The 12,493-nt window shown below is 64.3% G+C and carries 19 protein-coding genes; all 19 read right to left on the minus strand.

Translation table 11 applies throughout. The features are described from left to right. Nucleotides 1–21 precede the first annotated feature (21 nt). Nucleotides 22–390, minus strand: a complete 369-nt coding sequence (rplN, locus tag AC1Q7O_RS18545) for a 50S ribosomal protein L14 (RefSeq protein ID WP_056194233.1) — start codon at nucleotides 388–390, stop codon at nucleotides 22–24. A 255-nt stretch (nucleotides 391–645) separates the two neighbouring features. Further along, entirely contained in the window at nucleotides 646–1,155 is a 510-nt protein-coding gene (locus AC1Q7O_RS18550; RefSeq protein ID WP_492662402.1) for a peroxiredoxin, read from the minus strand. An 84-nt stretch (nucleotides 1,156–1,239) separates the two neighbouring features. After that, a complete protein-coding gene (gene rpsQ / locus AC1Q7O_RS18555; RefSeq protein ID WP_394511748.1) occupies nucleotides 1,240–1,509 on the minus strand; it encodes a 30S ribosomal protein S17 in 270 nt (89 codons plus the stop codon). Beyond that, complete coding sequence (gene rpmC / locus AC1Q7O_RS18560; protein WP_422009910.1) at nucleotides 1,506–1,709, minus strand: 50S ribosomal protein L29; 204 nt, start codon at nucleotides 1,707–1,709, stop codon at nucleotides 1,506–1,508. Before rpmC ends, rpsQ begins: the two co-directional genes overlap by 4 nt. A gap of 10 nt (nucleotides 1,710–1,719) precedes the next feature. After that, entirely contained in the window at nucleotides 1,720–2,136 is a 417-nt protein-coding gene (rplP, locus tag AC1Q7O_RS18565) for a 50S ribosomal protein L16 (RefSeq protein WP_268169250.1), read from the minus strand. Nucleotides 2,137–2,138: 2 nt separating this feature from the next. Next, nucleotides 2,139–2,999 (minus strand): 30S ribosomal protein S3, encoded by an 861-nt coding sequence (gene rpsC, locus AC1Q7O_RS18570; protein WP_492662401.1) that lies wholly within the window; start codon nucleotides 2,997–2,999, stop codon nucleotides 2,139–2,141. Nucleotides 3,000–3,014: 15 nt separating this feature from the next. Further along, nucleotides 3,015–3,344, minus strand: a complete 330-nt coding sequence (gene rplV / locus AC1Q7O_RS18575) for a 50S ribosomal protein L22 (RefSeq protein ID WP_268169252.1) — start codon at nucleotides 3,342–3,344, stop codon at nucleotides 3,015–3,017. A 12-nt stretch (nucleotides 3,345–3,356) separates the two neighbouring features. Continuing rightward, entirely contained in the window at nucleotides 3,357–3,635 is a 279-nt protein-coding gene (gene rpsS / locus AC1Q7O_RS18580) for a 30S ribosomal protein S19 (RefSeq protein ID WP_088484478.1), read from the minus strand. 10 nt (nucleotides 3,636–3,645) lie between these two features. Next, the gene (gene rplB, locus AC1Q7O_RS18585) at nucleotides 3,646–4,470 is read right to left on the minus strand and encodes a 50S ribosomal protein L2 (RefSeq protein WP_394402147.1); all 825 of its coding nucleotides are present in this window, start codon (nucleotides 4,468–4,470) and stop codon (nucleotides 3,646–3,648) included. Beyond that, nucleotides 4,471–4,785, minus strand: a complete 315-nt coding sequence (gene rplW, locus AC1Q7O_RS18590; RefSeq protein WP_056877739.1) for a 50S ribosomal protein L23 — start codon at nucleotides 4,783–4,785, stop codon at nucleotides 4,471–4,473. Continuing rightward, entirely contained in the window at nucleotides 4,782–5,402 is a 621-nt protein-coding gene (gene rplD, locus AC1Q7O_RS18595) for a 50S ribosomal protein L4 (protein ID WP_492662400.1), read from the minus strand. Before rplD ends, rplW begins: the two co-directional genes overlap by 4 nt. Beyond that, nucleotides 5,402–6,073 carry a 50S ribosomal protein L3 gene (gene rplC / locus AC1Q7O_RS18600; protein ID WP_492662399.1) on the minus strand — a complete coding sequence of 224 codons (672 nt, stop codon included), beginning with the start codon at nucleotides 6,071–6,073 and terminating at the stop codon, nucleotides 5,402–5,404. Before rplC ends, rplD begins: the two co-directional genes overlap by 1 nt. 289 nt (nucleotides 6,074–6,362) lie before the next feature. Then, nucleotides 6,363–6,674, minus strand: coding sequence for a 30S ribosomal protein S10 (rpsJ, locus tag AC1Q7O_RS18605; RefSeq protein ID WP_132576760.1), 312 nt, complete (start codon nucleotides 6,672–6,674; stop codon nucleotides 6,363–6,365). A 65-nt stretch (nucleotides 6,675–6,739) separates the two neighbouring features. Next, the gene (gene tuf, locus AC1Q7O_RS18610) at nucleotides 6,740–7,930 is read right to left on the minus strand and encodes an elongation factor Tu (RefSeq protein WP_492661158.1); all 1,191 of its coding nucleotides are present in this window, start codon (nucleotides 7,928–7,930) and stop codon (nucleotides 6,740–6,742) included. A 120-nt stretch (nucleotides 7,931–8,050) separates the two neighbouring features. Further along, nucleotides 8,051–10,156, minus strand: coding sequence for an elongation factor G (fusA, locus tag AC1Q7O_RS18615; RefSeq protein WP_492662398.1), 2,106 nt, complete (start codon nucleotides 10,154–10,156; stop codon nucleotides 8,051–8,053). A gap of 69 nt (nucleotides 10,157–10,225) precedes the next feature. Further along, complete coding sequence (gene rpsG, locus AC1Q7O_RS18620; protein WP_056194782.1) at nucleotides 10,226–10,696, minus strand: 30S ribosomal protein S7; 471 nt, start codon at nucleotides 10,694–10,696, stop codon at nucleotides 10,226–10,228. 145 nt (nucleotides 10,697–10,841) lie between these two features. Next, nucleotides 10,842–11,216, minus strand: a complete 375-nt coding sequence (rpsL, locus tag AC1Q7O_RS18625; protein WP_199596310.1) for a 30S ribosomal protein S12 — start codon at nucleotides 11,214–11,216, stop codon at nucleotides 10,842–10,844. Nucleotides 11,217–11,364: 148 nt separating this feature from the next. Next, nucleotides 11,365–11,802, minus strand: coding sequence for a putative toxin-antitoxin system toxin component, PIN family (locus AC1Q7O_RS18630; RefSeq protein WP_492662397.1), 438 nt, complete (start codon nucleotides 11,800–11,802; stop codon nucleotides 11,365–11,367). After that, nucleotides 11,799–12,493: DUF4384 domain-containing protein (locus AC1Q7O_RS18635; protein ID WP_492662733.1), on the minus strand; the 695-nt coding region annotated here is incomplete at its 5' end. The genes AC1Q7O_RS18635 and AC1Q7O_RS18630, both read right to left, overlap by 4 nt.

The raw sequence follows: 12,493 nt of genomic DNA on the forward strand, positions 1-12,493 counted from the left end.
CTTACCTCAGACAGTGGGGGCTCAGAGCACCTCGGGCGCCAGCGACACGATCTTCATGAAGCGCTCGGTACGCAGTTCACGCGTCACGGGGCCGAAGATGCGGGTGCCGATGGGCTCCAGCTTGGCGTTGAGCAGCACGGCGGCATTGCCGTCGAACTTGACGAGCGAGCCGTCTTGGCGGCGCACGCCCTTGGCGGTGCGAACCACCACGGCGCTGTAGACCTCGCCCTTCTTCACGCGACCACGCGGGGCAGCTTCCTTGATGCTGACCTTGATGATGTCGCCGATGTGCGCATAGCGGCGCTTGGAGCCGCCCAGCACCTTGATGCACTGAACGGACTTGGCGCCAGTGTTGTCCGCGACATCAAGCCGCGATTGCATTTGGATCATGTCTGTCCCCAACTTGTCCCGAAACACGCCAGCGCGCGAGTCGGTCAGTCTTGGGCCCGTAAGTCAGTCAGCGGCAGGCGTTGCACCCTTGGCTGCCCGACGGTTGTGGGCGGATTCCGAGGCCGCAGCACATGGAGTCATGTGCCTAGCTCTCGGCGAAGCTGCGCATTATGCAGTGACAAACGCTGGGTCGTCAATGCCTTGTGTGCAGAAAAGTGCGGGAAGGCCGCGAGGCCGCCTTCCCGCCACGTTCGATCAGGCGCTCTTGGCCTGGGCCAGCAGCGTCGCAGCGTCGCTGACCTCGAACTTGCCAGGCGCCTCGACGTTCAGGCTCTTGACCACGCCGTCCTTGACCAGCATGGAGTAGCGCTGCGAGCGCACGCCAAAGCCCTTGGCCGTCAGGTCGAACACCAGGCCGACCGCCTGCGTGAACGCGGCGCTGCCGTCCGCCATCATGCGGACCTTGCCGGCCGTCTTCTGGTCACGCCCCCAGGCACCCATGACGAAGGCGTCGTTGACCGACACGCACCAGATCTCGTCCACACCCGCGGCCTTCAGCTCGTCGGCCTTGGCCACATAGCCGGGCACATGCTGGGCCGAGCAGGTCGGCGTGAAGGCCCCTGGCAGCGCGAAGATGGCCACGGTCTTGCCCGCGGTCGCCTTCTCGAGGTCAAAGCTGTTGGGCCCCAGGCTGCAGCCCTCGCCCTCGACCTCGATGAATTCCTGCAGGCTGCCGGCCGGCAGCTTGTCGCCTACTTTGATCATGCGTTCCTCCGTGAACTGGAAATGGAAAAGCCGGCGCACCAGTTACCCAGCGTGCCGGCTTTGGCGGTCATGCGACCGACGGTCTTAGACGATCTGCGCCTTCTCGACCAGGCGGGTCACCGCCCAGGCCTTGGTCTTGGAGACCGGGCGGGTTTCGCTGATTTCGACGACGTCGCCGATCTTGTACTCGTTGGTCTCGTCGTGCGCGTGGTACTTGCGCGAGCGGGCCACGATCTTGCCGTAGAGCTCGTGCTTGGCACGGCGCTCAACCAGCACGGTCACGGTCTTGTCGCGGGCGTCGCTGACGACCTTGCCGACCAGCGTGCGCACGTTCTTCACTTGGGCCTCAGTCATTTCGTGGCCTCCTTCTTCTTTTGTGCCAGAACGGTCTTGGCACGCGCGATGTCGCGGCGGGTCTTGCCCAGCTGGCTGTGGTTGGTCAGCTGCTGGGTGGCCTTTTGCATGCGCAGGCCGAAGTGGGCCTTCAGCAGGTCGGTCACTTCCTTCTCGAGGGCAGCGACGTCCTTGGCGCGGAGTTCAGTTGCTTTCGTCATGGTGTCTTCCTCAGGTACCGACCTGGCGGGCCACGAACGTGCAACGCAGCGGCAGCTTGGCAGCGGCCAGCGTGAACGCCTCGCGAGCCAGCGTCTCCGGCACGCCGTTGATCTCGTAGAGCACCTTGCCGGGCTGGATTTCAGCGACGTAGTACTCGGGGTTGCCCTTGCCGTTACCCATACGGACTTCGGCAGGCTTTTGCGAGATGGGCTTGTCCGGGAAGATGCGGATGAAGATCCGGCCGCCACGCTTGATGTGACGCGAGATCGCGCGGCGAGCCGCTTCGATCTGACGGGCCGTCAGACGGCCGCGTTCCGTGGCCTTCAGGCCGAAGTCACCGAAAGACACCGCGGCGCCGCGGGTCGCAACACCGGTGTTGCGGCCCTTCTGCTCCTTGCGGTACTTGCGACGATTAGGTTGCAGCATGCTTATTCTCCTTTGGCCTCACCGGCGGCGGGAGCCTTGCGGATCACGCGCTTCGCGGCGGGCTTGGCTGCGTCACCCGTGGGGGCGGCGGCAGCGGGCTGGTCTGCTCCGTCACGCGGGCCACGGTCGCCACCCGGGCGGCCACGGCCACCGGGAGCGCCCGGACGGGCGTTACGGCGCGGGCGACGATCGTCTTCGGCGCCAGCGGGGGTGTTGATGACGGGAGCCTCGCCATTGGCCAGGCGGTCACCGCGGTAGACCCAGACCTTGACGCCGATGACGCCGTAGGTGGTCTTGGCTTCCGAGAAGCCGTAGTCGATGTCGGCCTTCAGGGTGTGCAGGGGAACACGACCTTCGCGATACCACTCGGTACGAGCGATTTCGATGCCGTTCAGGCGACCAGCGCTCATGATCTTGATGCCCTGGGCACCCAGACGCATCGCGTTCTGCATCGCGCGCTTCATGGCACGGCGGAACATGATGCGCTTCTCGAGCTGCTGGGTGATCGAGTCGGCGATCAGCTGAGCATCGACTTCAGGCTTGCGCACTTCTTCGATGTTGACGGCGACGGGCACGCCCAGACGCTTGGTCAGCTCGGCCTTCAGCGCTTCGATGTCTTCACCCTTCTTGCCGATCACGACGCCCGGACGAGCCGAGAAAATCGTGATGCGGGCGTTCTTGGCGGGACGCTCGATCAGGATGCGCGAAACAGCGGCGTTCTTGAGCTTGGCCTTCAGGTAGTCGCGAACCTGCAGGTCTTCGGCCAGCATCGTGGCGAAGTTCTGGTTGTTCGCGTACCAGCGGGAAGCCCAGTTACGGGTGACAGGCAGGCGGAAGCCAACCGGATGGATTTTCTGTCCCATAGTCTTCCTTGCGCCTTAGTTGCCAACGGCCACGAAGATGTGGCACGTGGGCTTGCTGATGCGGTTGCCGCGGCCCTTGGCGCGAGCCGAGAAGCGCTTCAGCGTGGCACCCTGTTCGACGTAGATCGAGGTGACCTTCAGTTCATCGATGTCAGCGCCGTCGTTGTGCTCGGCGTTGGCGATGGCGCTTTCCAGCGCCTTCTTGATGATGACGGCCGCCTTCTTCTGGGTGAAGGTCAGGATGTTGAGGGCGTGATCCACCTTCTTGCCGCGGATCATGTCGGCCACGAGGCGGCCTTTGTCACACGACAGGCGGACGCCACGGACGATTGCTTTGGTTTCCATCGTCTCTAGTCCTTACTTCTTCCCGGCCTTCTTGTCGGCCGGGTGGCCCTTGAAGGTGCGGGTCAGTGCGAATTCACCCAGCTTGTGGCCGACCATCTGGTCAGACACATAAACCGGCACGTGCTGCTTGCCGTTGTGCACGGCGATCGTCAGACCGATGAACTCGGGCAGGATCGTCGAGCGACGCGACCAGGTCTTGATGGGCTTCTTGTCCTTGTTGGCAACCGCCTTGTCGACCTTGGCCTGCAGGTGGTGGTCAACGAAGGGGCCCTTCTTCAGCGAACGAGTCATGGCCTAGCCCTTACTTCTTGCGACGCGAGACGATGAACGTCTGCGTGCGCTTGTTGTTGCGAGTGCGGTAGCCCTTCGTCAGGGTGTTCCACGGCGACACAGGGACCTGGCCCTCGCCGGTGCGGCCTTCGCCACCACCGTGCGGGTGATCCACCGGGTTCATGGCGACGCCACGAACGGTCGGGCGGATGCCCTTCCAGCGGATCGCGCCAGCCTTGCCGTATTGACGCAGGCTGTGCTCTTCGTTGCTCACTTCACCGATGGTGGCGCGGCAGTCGATGTGCACGCGGCGAACTTCGCCGGAGCGCAGGCGGATCTGGGCGTAGACGCCTTCACGAGCCATCAGGACAGCGGAGGTGCCGGCCGAACGGATCATCTGGGCACCCTTGCCAGGCTGCAACTCGATGCAATGGATCGTCGAACCCACCGGGATGTTGCGGATCGGCAGCGTGTTGCCAGCCTTGATCGGCGCTTCCGAGCCGCTCAGGATGGTCGCGCCCACTTCCAGACCGCGCGGGGCGATCACGTAGCGGCGCTCGCCGTCGGCGTAGCACACCAGCGCGATGTGGGCCGTGCGGTTCGGGTCGTACTCGATGGTCTCGACCTTCGCGGGGATGCCGTCCTTGTTGCGCTTGAAGTCCACGACGCGGTAGTGGTGCTTGTGACCACCGCCCTTGTGGCGCATCGTGATGTGACCGTTGTTGTTACGGCCAGACTTCTGCTTCTGGGGTTCCAGCAGCGAAGCTTCGGGAGCGCCCTTGTGGAGATGCTTGTGCACCACCTTGACGACGCCACGGCGGCCGGGCGAAGTCGGCTTGACTTTGACGATGGCCATTTACGCGGCCTCCCCGGAGAAATTGAGCTCTTGACCGGCCTTGAGGGCCACGTAGGCCTTCTTGACGTGGTCACGGCGGCCAGCGCGGCCACCGAAGCGCTTCGTCTTGCCCTTGACCTGGACGACGTTGACCGACTCGACCTCGACCTTGAACATCAGTTCAACAGCGGCCTTGATCTCCGGCTTGGTGGCGTCGCGCAGGACCTTGAACAGGACCTGGTTGTGCTTCTCGGCAACTTGCGTGGCCTTCTCGGACACGATGGGCGCGAGCAGCACGGAGGCCAGACGGCCTTCGGAATACTTGGTGACGCTCATGCCAGCATCTCCTTGAGTTGCTCGACCGCAGCCTTGGTCACCAGCACCTTCTTGTAGAAGACCAGCGACAGGGGGTCGGCGTAGCGCGGCTCGACGACCAGCACGTTGGCCAGGTTGCGCGAGGCCAGCAGCAGGTTGTCGTCCACGGTGTCGGCGATGACCATCACCGAGTCCAGGCCCATGGCCTTGAACTTGGCGGCCAGCAGCTTGGTCTTGGGGGCTTCGATCGAGATCGAATCCACCACGGCCAGGCGGCCTTCACGGGCCAGCTGCGACAGGATCGCAGCCATGCCGGCGCGGTACATCTTCTTGTTCAGCTTGTGCGAGAAGTTCTCGTCAGGCATGTTCGGGAAGATGCGACCGCCGCCACGCCACAGGGGCGACGACGTCATACCGGCGCGAGCGCGGCCGGTGCCCTTCTGGCGGAAAGGCTTCTTGGTCGAGTGATGGACCTGTTCACGGTCCTTCTGGGCGCGGGTGCCTTGGCGGGCATTGGCCTGGAAGGCCACGACCACCTGGTGCACCAGGGCTTCGTTGTAGTCGCGAGCGAAGACGGTGTCAGGTGCGTCCACCTTGGCGGTGGCCTGACCCTGCTCGTTCAGGAGCTCGAGCTGCATCAGTTGGCTCCCTTCTTGATCTTGACCTTGACGGCCGGGCGAACGACGACGTGGCCGTTCTTGGAACCCGGGACCGCACCGCGGACCAGCAGCAGTTGACGAGCTTCGTCAACGCGCACGATGTCCAGGTTCTGGGTGGTGACGGTTTCGTCGCCCATGTGGCCAGTCATCTTCTTGCCCGGGAACACGCGGCCCGGATCCTGCGCCATCGAGATCGAGCCCGGCACGTTGTGCGAACGGCTGTTGCCGTGCGACGCGCGCTGCGAGCCGAAGTTGTGGCGCTTGATGGTGCCTGCGAAGCCCTTGCCGATGGACGTGCCTTGCACGTCGACCAGCTGGCCCGTGGCGAACAGCGTCACGGGGACGGTCGCGCCAGCCTTGTACTGGGCAGCGACGTCGGCGTCGACGCGGAATTCCTTGAGGACTTCACCGGCTTCGACACCCGCCTTGGCGAGGTGGCCGGCTTCAGGCTTGGTGACGCGCGATGCTTTGCGCGTACCGAACGCCACCTGGATGGCGCTGTAGCCGTCGGTCTCTTGGGTCTTGACCTGGGTCACGCGGTTGTTGGACACGTCCAGCACCGTCACGGGAATGGCATCGCCATCGTCCGTGAAGATGCGCATCATGCCCACCTTGCGGCCCAGCAAACCGAGACGGTTGCTCAGACTCATGTTTTTTCTCCAGCCCCGTCGGCCCGAACTTGCGTTCATGCCTTCGAAGCTATTGCGAACACCCGACATCGATTGGCCGGGCTGACCTGTGCAGCGCCTCTTGCGACAAGTCGCTTGAAACGCTGCGCGAACATCCGAGCAGGCATAGGCCAACCCGGAAAAGCTGGCGAGTATAGCCCGCGGGATAGCCCTGATGCAAGCACCGGGCATCATTCAGTTCAAAAGACAAGGCCCCGGCCTGTCGAGACAGGGCCGGGGCCTTGGGATCGCAGCCCGAAGGCCTCGCGAATTACTGCAGCTTGATTTCGACGTCGACGCCGGCGGGCAGGTCGAGCTTCATCAGCGCGTCGACCGTCTTGTCGGTCGGATCGACGATGTCCATCAGGCGCTGGTGCGTGCGGATCTCGAACTGGTCGCGGCTGGTCTTGTTGACGTGCGGCGAACGCAGGATGTCGAAACGCTCCAGACGGGTCGGCAGGGGCACGGGGCCCTTGACGATGGCGCCGGTGCGCTTGGCGGTCTCGACGATTTCGAGGGCCGACTGGTCGATCAGCTTGTAATCAAACGCCTTCAGGCGGATGCGGATTTTTTGCTTTTGCATGACTGTTCCTTAAAGAGCGATGTGAACGCCGGACGGCAGCCGCCCGGCGCACGGTCACGCATTGATTACTCGAGGATCGTCGCGACGACGCCCGAACCGACGGTGCGGCCGCCTTCACGGATGGCGAAACGCAGACCGGTTTCCATCGCGATCGGCGCGATCAGCTTCACGGTGATGCCGACGTTGTCGCCAGGCATGACCATTTCCTTGTCCTTCGGCAGCTCCACGGCACCGGTCACGTCCGTCGTGCGGAAGTAGAACTGGGGACGGTAGTTGTTGAAGAACGGGGTGTGACGGCCGCCCTCTTCCTTGGACAGAACGTAGATTTCTGCCGTGAAGTGGGTGTGCGGCTTGATGGTGCCGGGCTTGGCCAGCACTTGGCCGCGCTCGACGTCTTCACGCTTGGTGCCGCGCAGCAGGATGCCGACGTTGTCGCCTGCTTGACCTTGGTCCAGCAGCTTGCGGAACATTTCGACGCCCGTGACCGTGGTCTTCTGGACTTCGCGGATGCCGACGATTTCGATTTCTTCGCCGACCTTGATGATGCCGCGCTCGACGCGACCGGTCACGACGGTGCCGCGGCCGGAGATCGAGAACACGTCTTCCACCGGCAGCAGGAACGCGCCGTCAACGGCACGGTCCGGCTGGGGGATGTAGGTGTCCAGCGCGTCAGCCAGGCGCATGATGGCCTGTTCGCCCAGGTCGCCCGCGTCGCCTTCCAGCGCCAGCTTGGCCGAACCCTTGATGATGGGGGTGTCGTCGCCGGGGAAGTCGTACTTGGACAGGAGCTCGCGCACTTCCATTTCGACCAGCTCGAGCAGCTCGGCGTCGTCGACCATGTCGCACTTGTTCAGGAAGACGATGATGTACTTCACGCCGACCTGGCGAGCCAGCAGGATGTGCTCGCGGGTCTGGGGCATCGGGCCGTCAGCGGCCGAGCACACCAGAATGGCGCCGTCCATCTGGGCGGCACCGGTGATCATGTTCTTGACGTAGTCGGCGTGGCCGGGGCAGTCAACGTGCGCGTAGTGGCGGTTGGCGGTCTCGTACTCGACGTGCGCGGTGTTGATCGTGATGCCGCGGGCCTTTTCTTCGGGCGCTGCGTCGATCTGGTCGTAGGCCTTGGCCTCGCCACCGAACTTCTTGGACAGCACGGTCGCGATTGCAGCCGTCAGCGTCGTCTTGCCGTGGTCAACGTGACCGATCGTGCCCACGTTCACGTGCGGCTTGGTCCGTTCAAACTTGCCTTTTGCCATTTCTATTCTCCGAAAAGAGCGGATCGCCAGTCTGTTGGTTTAGCGTTTCCGTAGCACCCGTGATTCCCGCCGACTGGCGAAGCGGGCGGGCCGCTACGAAGACGATTCTTTAGAAGCGGATCAGTTCTTGCCGCGCGCCAGGATGATGGCGTCGGCAACGTTCTTGGGCGCTTCGGAGTAGTGCTTGAACTCCATCGTGTACGTGGCGCGGCCTTGCGTGGCCGAGCGCAGCGACGTGGAGTAGCCGAACATTTCGCTCAGCGGCACTTCGGCCTTGATGACCTTGCCACCGCCGACCATGTCGTCCATGCCCTGCACCATGCCGCGACGGCTGGACAGATCGCCCATGACCGTGCCAGCGTAGTCTTCGGGCGTCTCGACTTCCACGGCCATCATCGGCTCGAGGATGACGGGGCTGGCGCGACGCATGGCTTCCTTGAAACCCATGGAGGCGGCCATCTTGAACGCGTTTTCGTTCGAGTCCACGTCGTGGTACGAGCCGAAAGTCAGCGTGGCCTTGACGTCGACGACCGGGAAGCCGGCCAGCACGCCGTTCGGCAGGCTGTCGATGATGCCCTTCTCGACCGCGGGGATGTATTCACGGGGAACCACACCGCCCTTGATGGCGTCGACGAACTCGAAGCCCTTGCCCGGCTCTTGCGGCTCGAGCGACAGCACGACGTGACCGTACTGGCCCTTGCCGCCGGACTGGCGAACGAACTTGCCTTCGACGTCGGTCACGCTCTTGCGGATGGTTTCGCGGTAGGCCACCTGCGGCTTGCCGACGTTGGCTTCCACGCCGAACTCGCGCTTCATGCGGTCGACGATGATTTCCAGGTGCAGCTCGCCCATGCCGGAGATGATGGTCTGGCCGGATTCTTCGTCGGTGCGCAGGCGGAACGACGGGTCTTCGGCAGCCAGGCGACCCAGCGCCAGGCCCATCTTTTCCTGGTCGGCCTTGGTCTTGGGCTCGACGGCCTGCGAGATCACGGGCTCCGGGAAGATCATCTTTTCCAGCGTGATGATGCTGTCCGGATCGCACAGGGTTTCGCCCGTGGTGACGTCCTTCAGGCCCACGCAGGCGGCGATGTCGCCGGCCAGAATTTCCTTGATTTCTTCACGCTGGTTGGCGTGCATCTGCAGGATCCGGCCGATACGTTCCTTCTTGCCGCGGATCGGGTTGTAGACGGTCGCGCCCGACTGCAGCACGCCCGAGTAGACGCGCACGAAGGTCAGCTGACCGACGTAGGGGTCGGTCATCAGCTTGAAGGCCAGCGCCGAGAACTTCTCCTCGTCGGTGCGCTGACGCGTGATCGGCTGGTCGTCTTCGTCCGTGCCCGACACCGGGGGGATGTCCAGCGGCGACGGCAGGAAGTCGATGACGGCGTCCAGCATGCGCTGCACGCCCTTGTTCTTGAACGCGGTGCCGCACAGCATCGGCTGGATTTCCGTCGCGATGGTGCGCTGACGGATCGCGAGCTTGATCTCTTCCTCGGTCAGGTCGCCCGTCTCGAGGTACTTGTTCATCAGGTCTTCGGTGGCTTCGGCAGCCGCCTCGACCAGCTTCTCGCGCCATTCCTGAGCCACTTCGAGCAGGTCAGCGGGGATGTCTTCGAAGGTGAACTTCATGCCCTGGGAGGCTTCGTCCCAGATGATGGCCTTCATCTTGAAGAGGTCCACCACGCCCTTGAAGTTTTCCTCGGCGCCGATGGGGATGACCACGGGCACGGGGTTGGCCTTCAGGCGGGTCTTCATCTGGTCGACGACCTTGAAGAAGTTCGCGCCGGTGCGGTCCATCTTGTTGACGAACGCGAGGCGGGGCACCTTGTACTTGTTGGCCTGGCGCCAGACGGTTTCCGACTGGGGCTGCACGCCACCCACGGCGCAATACACCATGCAGGCACCGTCCAGCACGCGCATCGAGCGCTCGACTTCAATCGTGAAGTCCACGTGTCCGGGGGTGTCGATGATGTTGAAGCGGTGCTCGGGGTAGGACATGTCCATGCCCTTCCAGAAGCAGGTCGTCGCGGCCGACGTGATCGTGATGCCGCGCTCCTGCTCCTGCTCCATCCAGTCCATCGTGGCGGCGCCATCGTGCACTTCACCGATCTTGTGGTTCACACCGGTGTAGTAGAGGATGCGTTCGGTCGTGGTGGTCTTGCCAGCATCGATGTGCGCGGAGATACCGATGTTGCGGTAGCGCTCGATGGGGGTTTTGCGGGCCATGGTTTGCTCCAGAAGGCAGGAGCCGCCAGCGGGTTGGTAGAAACCCGAGGCGGCCGAAAGACGATGAGTTTAGAAGCGGAAGTGCGAGAACGCCTTGTTGGCTTCTGCCATGCGGTGAACTTCGTCGCGCTTCTTCATCGCGCCGCCGCGGCCTTCTGCGGCCTCCAGCAGTTCATTGGCCAGGCGTTGGGCCATCGACTTCTCACCGCGCTTGCGAGCGGATTCCTTCAACCAGCGCATGGCGAGGGCCATCCGGCGGACGGGGCGAACTTCCACGGGAACTTGGTAGTTCGCACCGCCGACACGGCGGGACTTCACTTCAACCATGGGCTTCACGTTGTTCAGGGCGACCATGAACACTTCCAGCGGGTCCTTGCCGATCTTCTTCTCGACCTGCTCCAGGGCACCGTAAATGATGCGCTCAGCGACGGCCTTCTTGCCCGATTCCATGATGACGTTCATGAACTTGGACAGATCGACGGAACCGAACTTGGGGTCCGGCAGGATCTCGCGCTTGGGTACTTCGCGACGACGTGGCATGGGATTCTTCCTTCTGCTTCAGTTGGAGGGGCTTGTCGCCTCGCTCCGCTGGACAACCACCGACATCTGGGGCTTGTCCACTTACTCGGCCTGATTGGCCGCAACAACGTTGGGTCAGCTTGCGAGCTGAGCCCGAACAGACGATTTACTTCTTCGGACGCTTCGCGCCGTACTTGGAGCGCGACTGCTTGCGGTCCTTGACGCCTTGCAGGTCAAGGGAGCCACGGACGATGTGGTAACGCACACCGGGCAGGTCCTTCACCCGGCCGCCGCGCACCAGCACGACGCTGTGCTCTTGCAGGTTGTGGCCTTCACCGCCGATGTACGAGATGACCTCGAAACCGTTGGTCAGGCGCACCTTGGCGACCTTACGCAGAGCCGAGTTCGGCTTCTTGGGCGTGGTGGTGTAGACGCGGGTGCAGACACCGCGGCGCTGCGGGCAGTTCTGCATCGCAGGCGACTTGGACTTCGTGACTTCGGCTTCACGGCCTTGGCGCACGAGTTGATTGATGGTTGGCATAAAACGACTTGTTCCCGTTTGAAGTCAGTGAACTTCACTTTTCGAGCGCGCAGCAATGCAGCGCCCAAAAGGCGAAGAGCCGGCGATTGTAGGCCGCGGACGGCCAAAACGGCAAGTCCCGCGCTTTTCGGCCGGCGACGGGCCGGATTCAGCCGGGCAGCGCCACGGCCGGAACCACCCAGCGGGCAGGGCTGACGATGGTCAGCCCGCGGGCGCGGGCCGGCCTGGCCAGTGCCAGCACGGCGCGGTCGCGGGAGAACAGATAGGTGGCGCCGATGGCCAGCGCGAGGTCGATGAAGCGCTGGTCGTCGCGATCCCGGCAGACGAGACCGTGCGGCGGCAGCTGCGGCGTGGCGACGACGCGGCATTGCGCAGCGATGGCGGCGTCAATGGCGGCGACGTCGGGCTGGTAGCGCGCCAGCGCCTCGCGGCCCAGCACATGGCGCAGCTCGTCGAGCCCGCCGGGCTCGGCCACCCACTCCAGCGCGCCGGCGGCGATCTGGGCGGCCAGCGGCTGGACCGACGGGTCGTTGAACAGCAGCCAGTCGAGCACGATCTGCGTGTCCAGCACGGCGCGCGCCGTCATGGCATCACCACCTGGGTCTCGAACCAGAGCGCGCCGTAGGAGTCGCGGCAGTCGCCGCTGCGGCACAGCGGCGCGCCGATGATGGCGGCACTGACGTCCCCGGTGATGGGCAGCCAGCCGTAGTTCTTGGCGCTGTGCTGGCCGAAGCGGGAGAAATCGCGCGGGTAGCGCGAAAGCAGCAGCAGGAAGGACCAGGTGCCAGCCGGCGCGGACGGCGCCAGCGCCACGCCCTTGGGCATATCGATCTTCTGGCCGGCCTTGACCTGGTTGGACTCGAAACCGTAGCTCGGGAAGATCAGGTTCAGCGCGCCCTCCTGGTCAAGGAACAGCAGGTAGGCATAGGACTCGGTACCGGGCGTGAAGCTGAAGGTCAGGCTGTCGCGGTCCACAACCAGCCGGGGGCTGGACAGCTGCAGCTGCGCCGTGACGGCCGGGTCGCGCTGTTCGTAGATCTCGCGCAGGCGCCCGGCCAGCGCGTCGCGCGGGCTGGCGGCGGCCGGCGCGGCGGCCGTGGCCGGCACGGGCGCCGGTGCCGCGGCCACCGGCGGCAACGCGGCCGAGGCGGCCAGGTCGGGAGCGGCGTCGATGCGCCGGGCACGGCTGGGCGACAGCACGGCGTACAGGCCGCCACCCACCGCGGCCAGGCCGGCCACGCCGGCGGCCGCCACCCACAGGCGCCGGCCGGAGGCAC

This window comes from Roseateles sp. GW823-FHT07B05 (genome assembly GCF_058794515.1).

Bases quoted from the DNA above. Each gene is read 5' to 3' on its own strand.
- rplN (WP_056194233.1), bottom strand. From the start codon at position 390: ATGATCCAAATGCAATCGCGGCTTGATGTCGCGGACAACACTGGCGCC.
- AC1Q7O_RS18550 (WP_492662402.1), bottom strand. From the start codon at position 1,155: ATGATCAAAGTAGGCGACAAGCTGCCGGCCGGCAGCCTGCAGGAATTC.
- rpsQ (WP_394511748.1), bottom strand. From the start codon at position 1,509: ATGACTGAGGCCCAAGTGAAGAACGTGCGCACGCTGGTCGGCAAGGTC.
- rpmC (WP_422009910.1), bottom strand. From the start codon at position 1,709: ATGACGAAAGCAACTGAACTCCGCGCCAAGGACGTCGCTGCCCTCGAG.
- rplP (WP_268169250.1), bottom strand. From the start codon at position 2,136: ATGCTGCAACCTAATCGTCGCAAGTACCGCAAGGAGCAGAAGGGCCGC.
- rpsC (WP_492662401.1), bottom strand. From the start codon at position 2,999: ATGGGACAGAAAATCCATCCGGTTGGCTTCCGCCTGCCTGTCACCCGT.
- rplV (WP_268169252.1), bottom strand. From the start codon at position 3,344: ATGGAAACCAAAGCAATCGTCCGTGGCGTCCGCCTGTCGTGTGACAAA.
- rpsS (WP_088484478.1), bottom strand. From the start codon at position 3,635: ATGACTCGTTCGCTGAAGAAGGGCCCCTTCGTTGACCACCACCTGCAG.
- rplB (WP_394402147.1), bottom strand. From the start codon at position 4,470: ATGGCCATCGTCAAAGTCAAGCCGACTTCGCCCGGCCGCCGTGGCGTC.
- rplW (WP_056877739.1), bottom strand. From the start codon at position 4,785: ATGAGCGTCACCAAGTATTCCGAAGGCCGTCTGGCCTCCGTGCTGCTC.
- rplD (WP_492662400.1), bottom strand. From the start codon at position 5,402: ATGCAGCTCGAGCTCCTGAACGAGCAGGGTCAGGCCACCGCCAAGGTG.
- rplC (WP_492662399.1), bottom strand. From the start codon at position 6,073: ATGAGTCTGAGCAACCGTCTCGGTTTGCTGGGCCGCAAGGTGGGCATG.
- rpsJ (WP_132576760.1), bottom strand. From the start codon at position 6,674: ATGCAAAAGCAAAAAATCCGCATCCGCCTGAAGGCGTTTGATTACAAG.
- tuf (WP_492661158.1), bottom strand. From the start codon at position 7,930: ATGGCAAAAGGCAAGTTTGAACGGACCAAGCCGCACGTGAACGTGGGC.
- fusA (WP_492662398.1), bottom strand. From the start codon at position 10,156: ATGGCCCGCAAAACCCCCATCGAGCGCTACCGCAACATCGGTATCTCC.
- rpsG (WP_056194782.1), bottom strand. From the start codon at position 10,696: ATGCCACGTCGTCGCGAAGTACCCAAGCGCGAGATCCTGCCGGACCCC.
- rpsL (WP_199596310.1), bottom strand. From the start codon at position 11,216: ATGCCAACCATCAATCAACTCGTGCGCCAAGGCCGTGAAGCCGAAGTC.
- AC1Q7O_RS18630 (WP_492662397.1), bottom strand. From the start codon at position 11,802: ATGACGGCGCGCGCCGTGCTGGACACGCAGATCGTGCTCGACTGGCTG.